General features: G+C 64.5%; 15 protein-coding genes. 2 read left to right on the top strand and 13 right to left on the bottom strand.

Annotated features, from left to right (window positions below):
* Positions 1 to 80: 80 nt before the first annotated feature.
* The 5 genes from rfbD to B0G83_RS10835 form a co-directional block, all read right to left on the bottom strand.
* Positions 81 to 977: a dTDP-4-dehydrorhamnose reductase gene (rfbD, locus tag B0G83_RS10855; protein WP_105507430.1), complete on the bottom strand. Its 897-nt coding sequence runs from the start codon at positions 975 to 977 to the stop codon at positions 81 to 83.
* Positions 978 to 987: 10 nt separating this feature from the next.
* Entirely contained in the window at positions 988 to 1539 is a 552-nt protein-coding gene (rfbC, locus tag B0G83_RS10850; protein ID WP_105507429.1) for a dTDP-4-dehydrorhamnose 3,5-epimerase, read from the bottom strand.
* A complete protein-coding gene (gene rfbA / locus B0G83_RS10845; RefSeq protein ID WP_105507428.1) occupies positions 1536 to 2417 on the bottom strand; it encodes a glucose-1-phosphate thymidylyltransferase RfbA in 882 nt (293 codons plus the stop codon). The genes rfbC and rfbA overlap by 4 nt, the downstream gene beginning before the upstream one ends.
* 9 nt (positions 2418 to 2426) lie before the next feature.
* Positions 2427 to 3488: a dTDP-glucose 4,6-dehydratase gene (rfbB, locus tag B0G83_RS10840; protein ID WP_105507427.1), complete on the bottom strand. Its 1062-nt coding sequence runs from the start codon at positions 3486 to 3488 to the stop codon at positions 2427 to 2429.
* A 203-nt stretch (positions 3489 to 3691) separates the two neighbouring features.
* The gene (locus B0G83_RS10835) at positions 3692 to 4609 is read right to left on the bottom strand and encodes a GDP-mannose 4,6-dehydratase (RefSeq protein ID WP_105507426.1); all 918 of its coding nucleotides are present in this window, start codon (positions 4607 to 4609) and stop codon (positions 3692 to 3694) included.
* Between the two features lie 225 nt (positions 4610 to 4834).
* Between B0G83_RS10835 and B0G83_RS10830 the strand changes: the two genes are divergently transcribed.
* On the top strand, positions 4835 to 5713 hold the full coding sequence (locus tag B0G83_RS10830; protein WP_105507425.1) for a symmetrical bis(5'-nucleosyl)-tetraphosphatase: 879 nt from the start codon (positions 4835 to 4837) through the stop codon (positions 5711 to 5713).
* Here B0G83_RS10830 and B0G83_RS10825 read toward each other — a convergent pair.
* The 8 genes from B0G83_RS10825 to B0G83_RS10790 form a co-directional block, all read right to left on the bottom strand.
* Positions 5710 to 6486, bottom strand: coding sequence for a 1-acyl-sn-glycerol-3-phosphate acyltransferase (locus B0G83_RS10825; RefSeq protein ID WP_105507424.1), 777 nt, complete (start codon positions 6484 to 6486; stop codon positions 5710 to 5712). The two genes, B0G83_RS10830 and B0G83_RS10825, sit on opposite strands and share 4 nt — an antisense overlap.
* Positions 6487 to 6523: 37 nt before the next feature.
* Positions 6524 to 7804: a dihydroorotase gene (locus B0G83_RS10820; RefSeq protein ID WP_105507423.1), complete on the bottom strand. Its 1281-nt coding sequence runs from the start codon at positions 7802 to 7804 to the stop codon at positions 6524 to 6526.
* Positions 7805 to 7816: 12 nt separating this feature from the next.
* Entirely contained in the window at positions 7817 to 8842 is a 1026-nt protein-coding gene (locus B0G83_RS10815; protein ID WP_105507422.1) for an aspartate carbamoyltransferase catalytic subunit, read from the bottom strand.
* A gap of 139 nt (positions 8843 to 8981) precedes the next feature.
* The gene (pyrR, locus tag B0G83_RS10810; protein WP_105507421.1) at positions 8982 to 9524 is read right to left on the bottom strand and encodes a bifunctional pyr operon transcriptional regulator/uracil phosphoribosyltransferase PyrR; all 543 of its coding nucleotides are present in this window, start codon (positions 9522 to 9524) and stop codon (positions 8982 to 8984) included.
* Positions 9511 to 9951 (bottom strand): Holliday junction resolvase RuvX, encoded by a 441-nt coding sequence (ruvX, locus tag B0G83_RS10805; RefSeq protein WP_105507420.1) that lies wholly within the window; start codon positions 9949 to 9951, stop codon positions 9511 to 9513. Before ruvX ends, pyrR begins: the two co-directional genes overlap by 14 nt.
* A complete protein-coding gene (locus B0G83_RS10800; protein WP_105507419.1) occupies positions 9948 to 10526 on the bottom strand; it encodes a YqgE/AlgH family protein in 579 nt (192 codons plus the stop codon). The genes ruvX and B0G83_RS10800 overlap by 4 nt, the downstream gene beginning before the upstream one ends.
* Positions 10527 to 10739: 213 nt before the next feature.
* The gene (locus B0G83_RS10795; RefSeq protein ID WP_105507418.1) at positions 10740 to 12161 is read right to left on the bottom strand and encodes a hypothetical protein; all 1422 of its coding nucleotides are present in this window, start codon (positions 12159 to 12161) and stop codon (positions 10740 to 10742) included.
* Positions 12162 to 12315: 154 nt separating this feature from the next.
* On the bottom strand, positions 12316 to 12486 hold the full coding sequence (locus B0G83_RS10790) for a rubredoxin (protein WP_013338354.1): 171 nt from the start codon (positions 12484 to 12486) through the stop codon (positions 12316 to 12318).
* A 291-nt stretch (positions 12487 to 12777) separates the two neighbouring features.
* Between B0G83_RS10790 and B0G83_RS10785 the strand changes: the two genes are divergently transcribed.
* A complete protein-coding gene (locus B0G83_RS10785) occupies positions 12778 to 13638 on the top strand; it encodes a hydroxymethylpyrimidine/phosphomethylpyrimidine kinase (RefSeq protein ID WP_105507417.1) in 861 nt (286 codons plus the stop codon).
* Positions 13639 to 13762: the final 124 nt, after the last annotated feature.

Raw genomic sequence — 13762 nt, 5'->3', positions numbered from 1 at the left:
GCCGGTCCGCCTGTCGCCTCACATGCGCATACGGAGCGACCCAAGGGCAACGCAAGCCCATCTAAGCCCGCCAAGGCTCATCACCGCCCGGCGAGACACAGACGCAGCGCCTCGCGCCAGTCTGGCGCACGAACGCCGAATGACGCCGCCAGCTTGTCGTTCGACATGCGCGAATTGGCCGGTCGCGCGGCGGGCGTCGGATACGACGACGCGGGAATCGGCTTGACCAGCGGACGCCTAGCCTCGCCGGCCAGTTCGAAAATCGCCTCGGCGAAACCATGCCACGACGTCTCGCCGCCAGCGCTCAGGTGATACGTGCCTGAATGCCGGCGCCACCAGTCGCGGGTCTCGTCGTCATTGCCGGCGACGGACTGCGCCAGCACCTGCGACGTCAGCGACGCGATCGTGTTCGCCCATGTCGGCGCACCGATCTGATCGGCCACCACGCTCAGTTCGTCGCGCTCCGCGCCGAGCCGTAGCATGGTCAGCAGAAAATTCTTGCCGCGCGTGCCGTACACCCAGCTAGTGCGCAAGATCAGGTGATTGCAACCCGTTGCCGCGATCGCCTGCTCGCCCGCCAGCTTGGTTTTGCCGTACACGTTCCGCGGATCGGTCGGATCGCTTTCCACGTACGCCTCCGGCTTGGTGCCGTCGAACACGTAATCCGTCGAATAGTGAACGAGCGCCGCGCCCACGCGCTTCGCCTCTTCGGCGAAGACACGCGGCGCGTCGACATTGAGCCGGGTGGCGTCCGCCACGTCGGACTCGGCCGCATCGACCGCGGTGTAAGCCGCCGGGTTCACGATCAACACCGGCTGCATGGCCCGCACGACGTCGCGGATTTGCTGCGGATCGCGCAGATCCAGGCGGTGGCGATCCAGCGCGACGACCGTGCCCAAGCCCTGCAAACTGCGTTGCAACTCGAAGCCGACCTGCCCGCTGGTACCCGTCAACAACACGACACGCGGCTCACGCATGGCTTGTCCCTCAGTCCGGCAAATCGGCATCGGCCAGACGCGGCGCGGCCGCGTCTTTCGCCGCGAGCAACGGCTCGGCGTCGATCGGCCAGTCAATGCCGATCTGCGGATCGTTCCACAGCGCGCAGCGCTCGTGCTCGGCGAACCAGTAGTCGGTGGTTTTGTACAGGACTTCGGCCTGCTCCGACAACACCGCGAAACCATGCGCGAAACCGGCCGGCACCCACATCTGCCGCTTGTTCTCCGAACTGAGCCGCTCGCCCACCCACTGACCGAAGGTCGGTGAATCCTTGCGGATATCGACGGCGACGTCGAATATCTCGCCCGCCACCACACGCACGAGCTTGCCCTGCGGTCGCACAAGCTGGTAATGCAAACCGCGCACGACGTTCTTCGCCGACAGCGAATGGTTGTCTTGCACGAACTCGGCATTCACGCCGAGCGCCTCCGCGAATTCCTTCGCGTTGAAGCTCTCGAAGAAAAACCCGCGCGCATCCGCGAAGACCTTCGGTTCGACGATTTTTACTTCGGGCAACGAAGTCGGAGTAACAGTGGGTTTCATGCAAGAGGATCCGAAACAAGCTTGAGCAAATATTTACCGTAAGCGTTCTTCGCCAGCGGCCGGGCGAGCCGTTCGACCTGCTCCGCGTCGATCCAGCGCTGGCGGAACGCCACTTCTTCAGGGCACGCGACCACCAGGCCCTGGCGTTTCTGCAGCGTCGCGATGAAACTCGCGGCTTCGATCAGCGAATCGTGCGTGCCCGTGTCGAGCCACGCATAACCACGCCCCATCACCTCGACGCTCAGCTTGCCGACTTTCAGATAGGTCGAGTTGACGTCGGTGATTTCCAGTTCGCCGCGCGCGGACGGTTTGATTTCCGCGGCAATGTCGCAGACGTCACGATCGTAGAAGTAAAGGCCGGTCACCGCGTAATTCGAGCGCGGCTTCAACGGCTTTTCTTCGATCGACATGGCTCGGAAATCACGGTCGAATTCCACCACGCCGTATCGTTCGGGATCCTGCACGTGATACGCGAAAACGGTGGCGCCGTCCTCGAGCTGGCTCGCATGGCCGAGTCGGCCCGCGAGATCGTGACCGTAGAAAATGTTGTCGCCGAGAATCAGCGCCGACGGATCGTTGCCGACAAAGTCGCGGCCAATCACGAACGCCTGCGCCAGACCGTCCGGCGAAGGCTGCACGGCGTACTGAATGTGCATGCCCCACTGACTGCCGTCGCCGAGCATCGCGGCGAACCGCGGCGTGTCTTCAGGCGTCGAGATAATCAGCACGTCGCGAATGCCGGCGATCATCAGCGTGGACAGCGGGTAATAGATCATCGGCTTGTCGTAGACCGGCAGCAACTGCTTCGATACGACGTGCGTGATCGGATACAGGCGCGTGCCCGAACCGCCTGCGAGAATGATGCCCTTGCGCGCCATCGCGGATCCTTATGAGCGTTGCGAGTAGTTCGTCTCGACCCACTTCCGGTAGTCGCCGGAAGCCACTTCATCGACCCACGTCTGATTGTCGAGATACCAACGCACGGTTTTCGCGAGGCCGGTCTCGAAGGTTTCCGCCGGCTTCCAGCCGAGTTCGCGTTCGAGCTTGCGCGCGTCGATCGCGTAACGGCGGTCGTGGCCCGGACGATCGGTCACGTAGGCGATCTGATCGCGGTACGAGCCGGCCGTTTTCGGCCTGAGGCTGTCGAGCAGGTCGCACAGCGTGTGCACGACCTCGAGGTTCTTCTTCTCGTTCCAGCCGCCGATATTGTACGTTTCGCCCGGCACGCCGCGCGCGAGCACTTCGCGAATCGCGCTGCAATGATCGCCCACGTACAGCCAGTCGCGCACGTTCTGGCCATCCCCATACACCGGCAGCGATTTACCGCCGAGCGCGTTCGCGATCATCAGCGGAATCAGCTTTTCGGGAAACTGATACGGACCGTAGTTGTTCGAGCAGTTGGTGGTGAGCGTGGGCAAACCGTACGTGTGGTGGTACGCGCGCACCAGGTGGTCCGAACCCGCCTTGGTGGCCGAATACGGGCTGTTCGGCGCGTACGGCGTGGTTTCGGAAAATTGCAGATCGGTCGCGGACAGCGAGCCGAATACTTCGTCGGTCGAGACATGCAGGAAACGGAACGCGGCCTTGTCGGCCTCGCCGAGCGCGTTCCAGTAGCTGCGCGTTGCTTCGAGCAGCGTGAAGGTGCCGACCACGTTGGTCTGCACGAAATCGGCCGGACCGTGAATAGACCGGTCGACGTGACTCTCGGCGGCAAAGTGCAGCACCGCGCGCGGCTTATGCTCCGCGAATAGCGCGTCGAGCGCGTCGCGATCGCAGATGTCGGCACGCGCAAACACGTGCCGCGAATCGTTCTGCAGCGACCGCAGCGTGCCCAGATTGCCGGCATATGTGAGCTTGTCGACGTTCAGAATCGCTTCGCCCGACGCATTCAGCCAGTCGAGCACGAAATTGGCACCGATAAAGCCAGCCCCACCCGTTACCAGAATCATGGAATTCCCGTCTAGAAACCTTGTGGCGGACGCGCGCTGTTGCCAGATTGCGCATCACGCCACCTTACTCGTATTTAATCGTGCCGGCGCCTTGGGCTCGCGCATTGCCGACTGAATACGCGGGCCGGGACCGTGTTCAAACTAGCCGCGATTGTAAAGCCACGTCCGCCAAAAAAACAGCCGATCACCAGGCGGCGCGCGGCCTATGCGGCAAGCATCCAGCGCAGCGTCTCGGTGAACGGAATCGCTTCGACGCCGGGGACCATGGCACGCAATTTCGCCGGCGAACCGACCAGAATCTTGACGTCGGTCTGCCGGACGAAAGCCGGGTTCACCTTGATTTCCAGTTCGTGCTGCGTCAATTCAGCGGCCTGACGCAACACTTCGCGCAGCGTGTAGGGCTGCCCGGTGCACACGTTCAGTGTGTCGCTCACCGCCTCGGAGGCCAGCAGCGCCTCATAAGCCCCCGCCACATACCGCACGTCCGAAAAATCACGCGCCACGTCGATATTCCCCAGCTCGATCTGCGATTCGCGGCGCGCGAAATGGCCGACGATCTTCGGCACGAGGAAGTTCGCCGTCTGCCCGCGCCCCGTGTAGTTGAACGGCCGCGCGATCAGGATCGGCAGACGGTCGAACCAGGTGCGCACCATGGTTTCCATCGCCGCCTTGCTGGCCGCATAGTGGTTGACCGGCGTGACCGGGAAACTTTCGTCGATCGCGCTGCTGGTCACATTACCGTAGACGTTCGCACTGCTCGCAATCAACAGCTTGCGCGGCGTATGGCCGACCGCCGCGCAGGCCTCCAGCAGATTCAGCGTGCCGATCACGTTGACGCGGTAAAAGTCGAGCGGATCGTTGTGCCCGACGAAGCTGATCGCCGCCAGATGGACGATATAGTCGGGCCGCGCGATCTCGATCACGCGCCGGCATGCGTCCGGCGACGTGATGTCCAGCCGCAGACGTGTGGGTGTTTCCTGCGCGTCGCGCGAGCCGACCGTTTCGATCACGGTGTGGCCGCGCCCCAGCAGTTTCTCGACCAGATAACGGCCGGTAAAGCCACTCGCACCGGTCACAAGCGTACGAATGGGTTCCTGCGGCTGCGGCTGAGACGACGACATGCTTGCTGTATTCACGAGGGACGTCCTGTTGTATTGCAATATCACGGGCAGCTTGCGGCGTGCGCGCGGGCGGCGGGCAGCGCGCCTTGCGCCACCGGCCTCGAGGGCCGTGCGGAGCGATATTCGTGCATCAAACGGGCTATTATGTCACGCTAGCATGTTGCACTGCTCAACGCGGCACGACGCGTGCGTCACCGCGTGGTTCGAACCGTACTCACTTCCTCGATGACACCCGCCACCACGCTTTCCTCCACCGCTCAGCCCCCTCTCGCACCGCTCGCGTTCGGCGATCTGCAAGGCTGCCGCAAGCCGTTCCAGCAATTGCTGGCCAAGGCCGCGCCGCCGGCCGGCACGCCGCTGTGGTTCGCGGGCGACCTGATCAACCGCGGCGCCGAATCGCTCGCCACGCTGCGTGACATCATCGCGCTCGGCGAACTCGCGGTGCCGGTGCTGGGCAATCACGATCTGCATCTGCTGTCGGTATCGGCGGGGATCCGCAAGTTGAAGAAGGGCGACACGATCGCCGAAATTCTCGCCGCACCCGATGCCGAAGACCTGCTCGAATGGGTCCGCCACCGCCCGCTCGCGCACTTCGAGCACGGTATGCTGATGGTCCATGCGGGCGTCCTGCCGCAATGGGACGCGAACCTGACCATGGAACTCGCGGACGAGTTGCAGCGGGCGCTGCGGGCGCCGAACTGGAAGGAAACGCTGGCCGGGTTGTACGGCAACGAGCCGAATCGCTGGTCGCCGGATCTGAAGGGCATCGAGCGGCTACGCCTGACATGCAGCACGTTGACGCGCATCCGTTTCTGCGACGCCGAAGGTGTGATGGATTTCAGCAGCAGCGGCGCGCTGAACGCCGCGCCGCCGGGTTGCATGCCGTGGTTCGACGTGCCGTCGCGCAAGACCGCGGATGTCACCGTGGTATTCGGCCATTGGGCCGCGCTCGGTTTGACCGTACGCGATAACCTGATCGGACTCGACTCGGGTTGCGTCTGGGGTGAAAAGCTCTCGGCCGTGCGGCTGACGCCCAACCCCGCGGAACGCACGCTGACCCAGGTCGATTGCGAGAGCTGCCGGGTGCCGGGCGGCGGTAACTAGGAGAGTGCCTCCGTCGCCACCGCCCCGACTTTTGCCGTGCCGCCCTGCATGGCCTGCAATGCCGCCGCGATCACCCCTTCCGCTTGCGCGGCCAGCGTGCGCCGGTCAGCGCCCGGCGGAATCGCGGCGCCGACATAGACATGCGCGGTCAACGGGCCGCCGCTCAACAGCAGATTCAGCGAATCGGCCAGCGAGAGATCGTCGATATACGCCGGCGAGGTGGATTGCCGGCCCTGCGCATCCTCGTACATGATGCACAGCGGCTGCACCGGCGCCGCGGCCGACACCGCCGCCTGAAACATATTCGCGTGGAACGGCAGCAGCGCGAGTCCGTTCGACGTCGTACCCTCCGGAAACACGCACATCAGTTCGCCCGCGCTCAGGCGCTCGGCCAGCTCGTGCATGATTCGCTTCGCATCGCTGCGCTTCTCGCGCTGAATGAACACCGTGCCAAGCTGCTGCGCGAGCCAGCCGACCACCGGCCATTGCCGGATCTCCGCCTTCGAAACAAACGGCGTCGGCCGCCACGCATTGATCACGTAGATGTCGATCCACGAGATGTGATTAGCGACCACCAGCGCGCCGCGTTCGAGCCGCGCGGCGTCGTTATGTACGACGAGCTTCATGCCGCACAAACGCAGCATTTTCAGCGACCACTGGCGATTCAGCGCCTCGCGCGTGGCGGCGTCGGCTTTGGGGAAACGTGTCGCCACGGTCCACATGCCGTGCAGCAGATGCGCGACGAGACGGGCCTTGCGTAACGCGAGCTTCATGGTCGGAGCTTTCCGTAACTGGGCGATGCCGCGGATATTAGCGCTGTTCGAACGCGACGTGACCGGCCACGACCGTCGCACGCACCCGCGCCGGCAGTTCGTAGCCGAGGAACGGCGTGTTGTGCCCCTGGCTCTTCAGCGCGCGCGGCTCGACACGCCAGTGCGCGTGACGATCGAACACGCACAGATCGGCCACGCCGCCCACGACGAGCCGGCCGGCTGCCTGCAAGTCCAACACGTCGGCGGGCGCCGTCGTAATGCGATGGAGCGCCCTGGCAAGCGGCACGCCGGCTTCGTCGGCCCATTTCACTGTTAGCGACAGGAACAGCTCCAGGCCGGTCGCGCCCGGCGTGGCTTCGGCGAACGGCAGCAGCTTTTCGTCGTCGTCGACCGGCGTGTGATCGGAGCAGATCGCGTCGATGGTGCCGTCGACCAGACCCGCGCGAATCGCTTCACGATCGCGCTGCTGACGCAGCGGCGGATCGAGGCGGAACTGGGCGTCGAAATAGCCGATGTCGAGATCGATCAGATGCACGTGATTGACGGTGACGTCGCACGAAACCGGCAGGCCTTCGGCCTTGGCCGCGCGCATCAGCTCGATGCCCGCCGCCGACGACACATGCGACAGATGCACCCGCGCGCCGGTCACCCGCACCAGTTCGAAGATCGTATGCAGCGCGATGGTTTCAGCCGACACCGGCACGCCCGATAAACCCATCCGCGACGCCAGCGCGCCGCTCGCGGCCACGCCGCCCTTGCCGAGATACGCATCCACCGGACGCAGCCACACGGTGTAGCCGTAGGTCTTCGCGTATTGCAGCGCGCGCATCAGCACCTGCGTGTCGACCACCGGCACGTCGGCCTGCGAAAAGCCGATGCAACCCGCTTCCGTCAACTCGACCATCTCGGTGATGACCTGGCCTTTGAGGCCGACCGTCAACGCGCCGAGCGGATACACATGCGCCTGGTTCAAATTGCGCGCGCGGAACTTGAGCATCTCGACGAGACCCGGTTCGTCGAGCGTCGGATCGGTGTCCGGCGGACACACGAGGCTCGTCACGCCGCCCGCGAGCGCCGCGGCCATTTCGGATTCGAGCGTTGCCTTGTGTTCGTAGCCCGGCTCGCGCAAACGCGCGGACAGGTCGACCAGACCCGGCGCGATATGCAAACCTTTCGCGTCGATCGCTTTCGCTGCGTGGAAATCGGCCGGTGCGTGGCCGATCGCGACGATCTTGCCCGCCGCGATAAAAATGTCCTGCTGTTGTTCGGTGCCCGCTGCCGGATCGATCAGCGTGCCGCCTTGAATATGAATCTTCATGCGCTGCCTTTATTAATCGTGATTACCCGCGACGATTCCCATCACCGCCATCCGCACCGCGATACCGAACGTCACCTGGTTCAGAATCACCGATTGCGGACCGTCGGCCACCTGCGAATCGATTTCGACGCCACGGTTCATCGGCCCCGGGTGCATCACGATCGCGTCGGGCGCGGCAAGCGCGAGGCGCTCCGGCGTCAGGCCCCAGCTCTTGAAATACTCCTGCGCCGAGGGCAGCAGCGCGCCGCTCATCCGCTCGTTCTGCAGACGCAGCATGATGATGACGTCGACGTCTTTCAGACCTTCGTCGAGGTTATGGAACACCCGCACGCCCATCTGTTCGAGACCGCCCGGCAGCAACGTGCGCGGACCGATTGCGCGCACTTCCGGCACGCCGAGCGTGGTCAGCGCGTGAATGTCCGAACGCGCGACCCGCGAATGCAGAATGTCGCCGACAATTGCCACGCGCAGCTTCGTGAAGTCTTTCTTGTAGTGGCGGATCGTGTACATGTCGAGCAGACCCTGGGTCGGGTGTGCGTGACGGCCGTCACCGGCGTTGATCACGTGCACGTGCGGCGCGCAATGCTGGGCGATCAGGTACGGCGCGCCGCTCGACGCGTGACGCACGACGAACATGTCCGCATGCATCGCGGACAAATTGTTGATCGTGTCGAGCAACGACTCGCCCTTGCTGGTGGACGAGGCGTTGATATTCAGATTCAGCACGTCCGCCGAGAGCCGCGTGGCGGCGATTTCGAAAGTGGTGCGAGTGCGGGTCGAGTTCTCGAAGAACAGGTTGAACACCGACTTGCCGCGCAACAGCGGCACCTTCTTCACTTCACGATCGGTGACGCTGACGAATTGGTCGGCGGTATCGAGAATGTGATTGACGATCGCCTTCGGCAAACCCTCGATCGACAATAGATGTTTAAGCTCGCCGTTTTTCGTGAGCTGCGGGTTGCCCTTCAGGAAGCCATAACGGAAGCGCTCTGTGGCGCTGTCGGCGGAATCCTTGGGGGCCTGGATGGCGGTGTTCATGGTGTACCTGCTTCAAATACGGGCTTCAACGTGATCGTTGTCGATGCGGACTGCGTGTGACGATGCCGGGCCGGGTTGCTTCGCGCCCATTGCGATACGTGCGTGCGATGCGCGTTGGCGCCACGGCGCGGCGCCCCGTTCAATCGACGCGTGCTTCGGTGTGGAACGTGAAACGTGGGCTGCCTGCTGCAGCGTTGGCGTCGCGGGCCAGCACGAGCGTGGCCTCCGCCGGCACCTCCACCACGCCGCCGATAAACCGCGCCGCAACCGGCAACTCGCGCCCACCGCGATCCGCCAGCACCGCCAGTTCGACCGACGCCGGACGGCCATAGTCATACAGCTCGTTCAGCGCCGCGCGAATCGTGCGGCCGGTGTACAGCACGTCGTCGACCAGCACGATACGGCGGCCGTCGACGGAGAACGGCAGCGAGGTCGGGCTCGCTTGCGAATGCAGCCCCTTCTTTGCGTAGTCGTCGCGATGCAGCGCGACGTTGACCACGCCGAAGCTCGGCAGGTTCAGGTCGAGCGCAAGCCGTTCGGCGAGCCACGCGCCACCGCTATGAATGCCGGCCAGCACCGCGCCTTCGGCGCCGTCCCGACCTGCGCCAAGCTGGTCGCCATACACCGCGCGAATCTGGTCGAGCAACGCGCGATAAAGCGCTTCGGCGTCAATGGAACTCATGATCGTCGGACAGTCCGTCTAGATATTGCTGGAGGATGATGCTGGCGGCTTCGGCGTCGAGCATGTCGGCGCGGCCGTTGCCGGCGCGGATTTCCGCCTTCGCCTCGACCGACGAATAGCGTTCGTCGATCCACGTGACAGGCAGATTGAAGCGGCCGTTCAGCTGATTGCCGAAGCGCTTCGCGAGGAGGGTCATTTCATGCGGCGTGCCGTCCGGATGCATCGGCAAGCCGACCACCAGCGCGTCCGGTTTCCATTCGGCGATCAGCTTGCCGACCGCTTCGAAGCGATACTCGCGACTGCGGTTCTGCACGATCACGAGCGGCCGCGCGCTGCGCGTCAGCGAATTGCCGACCGCCACGCCAATACGTTTTTCACCGTAGTCGAACGCAAGCAGCGTCGCCTCACGTCCGGCCGGCAGGCTCATGCGTGACCCGCTTCGCCCGACAGCATCGACAGGTTGATGCCGAGCAGGGCGAGCGCCGCTTCGAGGCGCTCTTCAGCGGGTACGTCGAAGACGATTTTCGGGTCAGCCTCGACCGTCAGCCAGCCGTTCTTCGAGATCTCTTCCTCGAGCTGCCCGGCCGCCCAGCCGGCGTGGCCGAGCGTGAGCAGGAAACGCTCCGGACCGGTGCCGCTCGCGACCGCTTCGAGCACGTCTTTCGACGTGGTCATTTCGAGGCCGCCCGGCACCGACATGGACGACGTATAGGCATTGCCGTCTTTCGGATCGTGCAGCACGAAGCCGCGCTCGGTTTGCACCGGGCCGCCGAAATATACGGGCACATGGAGAAGAGGTTCGATCTCGAGTTTGAGATCGATGCGACTGAAGAGCGCTTGCAGGTCGATATCGGTCGGCCGGTTGATGACGAGGCCGAGCGCGCCGCGCTCACTGTGATCGCAAAGGTAGACCACCGTTCCCGAAAACGTCGGATCGGCCATGTTCGGCATGGCGATCAGGAACTGGTTGGTCAGATTGATGCGATCGGTACTCTTGGACATAGTTCGGATTTTAGCAAAGACGATGCAGGATGGCGGGCTTTGAGCGTGGAACCGCGATGTGTGCCATGAAGCGTGCCGCGAGCCATCGACGGCGAATCAGGTTGCACTCTATCACGCACGCGTGCGTGTGCCATGGCGCAGGCTTCGCGGCGTTTCGCACGAGCGTGTTTATGGATTGGCAGGCCGCGTTTTTGCTATGGGCAAATCGGAATGTTATTCGCCGCCCTGCTCGATCGCGCGCGTCAACGCGGCGAGGCCGGCCAGCGCGGCGCCGCCACCGGCTGGCGCAACACCCGCGGCCACCTTGTGCAGCGTCGCGCGCAACGCTTCGGCGCTGTGCTCCAACGTACTCGCCGCCGGTGCACCGACGATCACGTGCGAGCGCACCGCGGGCGTGGCGACCCCGGCATGCGCGCGACGCCGCCACGCGAGCCCCAACGCATCCGCCAGCAACGCCACATGACCGAGGCCCAGCGCGCACGCGGCAGCGCCGAGGCGGTACGCCGCATCGCCGGCTTGCAGCGCTTCGCTCGGATCGGCTTTCTCGGGTTGATCGGCTGCGCGGGCATGGTCGGTCAGCGCGGAGATCGACGCATCCGCGGTCTGCAGAAAATCTTCGTATGCGTGCGAGTTGACCGCCAGCACGCCCAGTTCGCGCGTCAGCATGCCGCTCGCCGCGTTGAGCGATTGCGCCTGCACGGCGCCCGCCTCCCAGAGCATTTCCGATGCCTGGGTGCCCGCCACATGCCAGTCGACGGTCAGGCCGTAGTCATGCAGCACTTCGACCTGATCGGCGTCTTCGGCGGCGGCGCCGAACAACGCGTAGTCACGCCACAGCAACGCCAGCGTCGCCCGCACCAGCGAGCGCGGCGCGCGCTGGATACCGCGGGCATGATCGGCGAGCGCGAGATTGCAGCGGGCGTAGAAACGCCGCGCATCGGTTTCGCCGGTCGCGCGGCCGCCGACCCGCAGTGCTTTCGCGCATGCCTTGGCGAGCCGCCAGAAATCGTAGGGATCAGGACCAGCGAGTTCGGTGAGCACGGCGTCCAGTTCGTCGAGCGCCGCGTTGGTGAGCGCCCGCGCCGCCGCACTGCCCGTGTCGGGCTGCGCGCGCAGCACCGGCAGCAGCGCGCGTTCGTAACGCGCCCGCAAATGCGCCAGTTGATCGGCCGACTGCGCGTGCATCGACACCGGCGGCACCGGCCGCGCGGTCAGAGCGAGATCTTCGAAGACGACAGTCGAGCCGGGCGTGTGCTCGGACAAATGCGCACAGATCGCGCGATAGTGATTGAAGAGTGCCGGCGAACAGGACAGCTCGCGCAGATTGTGACGTTCGAGCACCGCGCGGAAATCACGCAATGCCGCGCCAAACACCGCACGCGCATTATCGGCGCCGGACGGATCGTCTTCCGAGAGCGGCGACAGCCGCACCAAGGCGTCGGCGAAACGCTGCGCGCTCAGCCAGCCAGCCGCGCGCAACGCGTGCGACGCACGCAGCAGCGCCGAGGTGCTTTCGGTGTGTTGTTCGAATGCCAGCAGCGCTTCGGCCAGCGCAAGCTCCGCGGGACGGACCGCGCCGCCGCGAGGATTCGGCAAGGCGTCGAAGGAAACGGATGCGGCAGATCGTGAAGTCATGAGCGGGCGACAGGAAGCTGACGGGCCGCCGCTTCGCGCCGCACGCTGACTGCTCGGCTAGCGCGCGAACCGGTGACAGGACAATGACAGATTACCGCGGCGGAAGGACACCAACGGCGCGCTCGATGACATTGCGCGCCGCCGGATCGCAACCTCAGATCTGGACCATCTCGAAGTCTTCCTTGCGCGCGCCACATTCCGGGCAAGTCCAGTTAATGGGAACGTCCGCCCAGCGGGTGCCCGGCGCAATGCCTTCGTCCGGCAGGCCGGCTTCTTCGTCGTAAATCCAGCCGCAAATCAGGCACATCCAGCTTTGATATTCCATTCTTGTGTCGCGCAGTAGAGTCCGTGGAAACGGGAGCCATGATGGTACCGTGTTGCCGCCCCAATGCCTAGCAATCAGAAACGCGCAAGCGTAGCGCGCGGCAGCCTTTGCTTATGCTGTTTGCGTCGGCTCAAAAACGCGGTTGCGGCGGCTTGCCGCACCGGCGCGGGCGCTCACACACAACCACGCGCGCAGGCGTGCGAAAAAACGCCCTCGCAACGGTTTAGGCCGCATAATTGAGCCAATAGCGCATGGTCCGCGCCCAAATTTAGCTCCTTTTTGCAAATTTTCATGCCCAGCGATACGCCTCCGATCGTCCTCACCTTCGGCCTCTCCGATCCCACCGGCGGCTCCGGCCTGCAGGCCGACCTGATGACCCTTGCCAGCATGGGCTGCCATGGCGTCTCCGTGCTCACGGGCTACACCGTGCGCGACTCGGCCAGCTGCGACGAGGTCACCGGACTCGATCCTGAAGTCGTCGCGACTCAGGCGCGCATGCTGCTGGAAGATATGCCGATCGCCGCATTCAAAGTCGGCGCCTGCACGCGCGCCGAAGTGGTGAGCGCGATCGCCGAAGTGGTCGCCGACTACGACGACATTCCGCTGATTCTCGCCCCCGATTTCACGCTCGACGACGAACACGTGCTCGCCGCCGACGAACTGCGCGAGGCGATCGCCGACCTGCTCGCGCCGCAAACCACGCTGCTGGTTGCGGATGCCACCACGCTGCTCGCGCTGGCCCAGCCCGACGGCGACGCCGAGTCGCCAACGTTGGACGCGGCGATCTCGCACCTGCTGTCGCAAGGCTGCGAATACATTCTGTCGACGGAAACCGGCACGCACCGGCTCGTGAATACGCTGTTCAGCGAAGACGGCCAGTTGCGCCAGGACACGTGGGATCGCGGCAGCCATCGAATCATGGGCTTGACGGACACGTTGGGCGCGGCGATCGCCGCGTTGCTGGCGAACGGGCAAGAGCCTGCCGAGGCGGTACGCGAGGCGCAGGAGTATCTGTATCAAGCCGTGCGCAATGCGTTCCGGCCAGGCATGGGGGCGTATCTGCCGGATCGTTTCTTCTGGGCGCGCAGCAGCGACGACGAGACGCCGCCAACGGCCGGCAAGGGTGCCACGCCGGGCGAAGCGCGGCATTAAACGCTGCCCGCTGCCGCCGGGCGTTAGCGTTTATCGCTGCTGTCGAGATGCGTTTGCAACGTTAGCTCCCCACACAATCACTAGAAGCCCGCATTCGTGCGGGCTTTTCTTTTTCCGCGCCGCG

This window comes from Paraburkholderia sp. BL21I4N1, from assembly GCF_002973525.1.
Classification (GTDB): Bacteria; Pseudomonadota; Gammaproteobacteria; order Burkholderiales; family Burkholderiaceae; genus Paraburkholderia.
Note: the sequence above shows the minus strand (reverse complement) of the source record. Positions and strands in the feature narration are given on the sequence as shown.

What these genes read in the sequence shown, in the direction of transcription:
- rfbD (WP_105507430.1), bottom strand. Translation starts at nt 977, where the DNA reads ATGCGTGAGCCGCGTGTCGTGTTGTTGACGGGTACCAGCGGGCAGGTC.
- rfbC (WP_105507429.1), bottom strand. Translation starts at nt 1,539, where the DNA reads ATGAAACCCACTGTTACTCCGACTTCGTTGCCCGAAGTAAAAATCGTC.
- rfbA (WP_105507428.1), bottom strand. Translation starts at nt 2,417, where the DNA reads ATGGCGCGCAAGGGCATCATTCTCGCAGGCGGTTCGGGCACGCGCCTG.
- rfbB (WP_105507427.1), bottom strand. Translation starts at nt 3,488, where the DNA reads ATGATTCTGGTAACGGGTGGGGCTGGCTTTATCGGTGCCAATTTCGTG.
- B0G83_RS10835 (WP_105507426.1), bottom strand. Translation starts at nt 4,609, where the DNA reads ATGTCGTCGTCTCAGCCGCAGCCGCAGGAACCCATTCGTACGCTTGTG.
- B0G83_RS10830 (WP_105507425.1), top strand. Translation starts at nt 4,835, where the DNA reads ATGACACCCGCCACCACGCTTTCCTCCACCGCTCAGCCCCCTCTCGCA.
- B0G83_RS10825 (WP_105507424.1), bottom strand. Translation starts at nt 6,486, where the DNA reads ATGAAGCTCGCGTTACGCAAGGCCCGTCTCGTCGCGCATCTGCTGCAC.
- B0G83_RS10820 (WP_105507423.1), bottom strand. Translation starts at nt 7,804, where the DNA reads ATGAAGATTCATATTCAAGGCGGCACGCTGATCGATCCGGCAGCGGGC.
- B0G83_RS10815 (WP_105507422.1), bottom strand. Translation starts at nt 8,842, where the DNA reads ATGAACACCGCCATCCAGGCCCCCAAGGATTCCGCCGACAGCGCCACA.
- pyrR (WP_105507421.1), bottom strand. Translation starts at nt 9,524, where the DNA reads ATGAGTTCCATTGACGCCGAAGCGCTTTATCGCGCGTTGCTCGACCAG.
- ruvX (WP_105507420.1), bottom strand. Translation starts at nt 9,951, where the DNA reads ATGAGCCTGCCGGCCGGACGTGAGGCGACGCTGCTTGCGTTCGACTAC.
- B0G83_RS10800 (WP_105507419.1), bottom strand. Translation starts at nt 10,526, where the DNA reads ATGTCCAAGAGTACCGATCGCATCAATCTGACCAACCAGTTCCTGATC.
- B0G83_RS10795 (WP_105507418.1), bottom strand. Translation starts at nt 12,161, where the DNA reads ATGACTTCACGATCTGCCGCATCCGTTTCCTTCGACGCCTTGCCGAAT.
- B0G83_RS10790 (WP_013338354.1), bottom strand. Translation starts at nt 12,486, where the DNA reads ATGGAATATCAAAGCTGGATGTGCCTGATTTGCGGCTGGATTTACGAC.
- B0G83_RS10785 (WP_105507417.1), top strand. Translation starts at nt 12,778, where the DNA reads ATGCCCAGCGATACGCCTCCGATCGTCCTCACCTTCGGCCTCTCCGAT.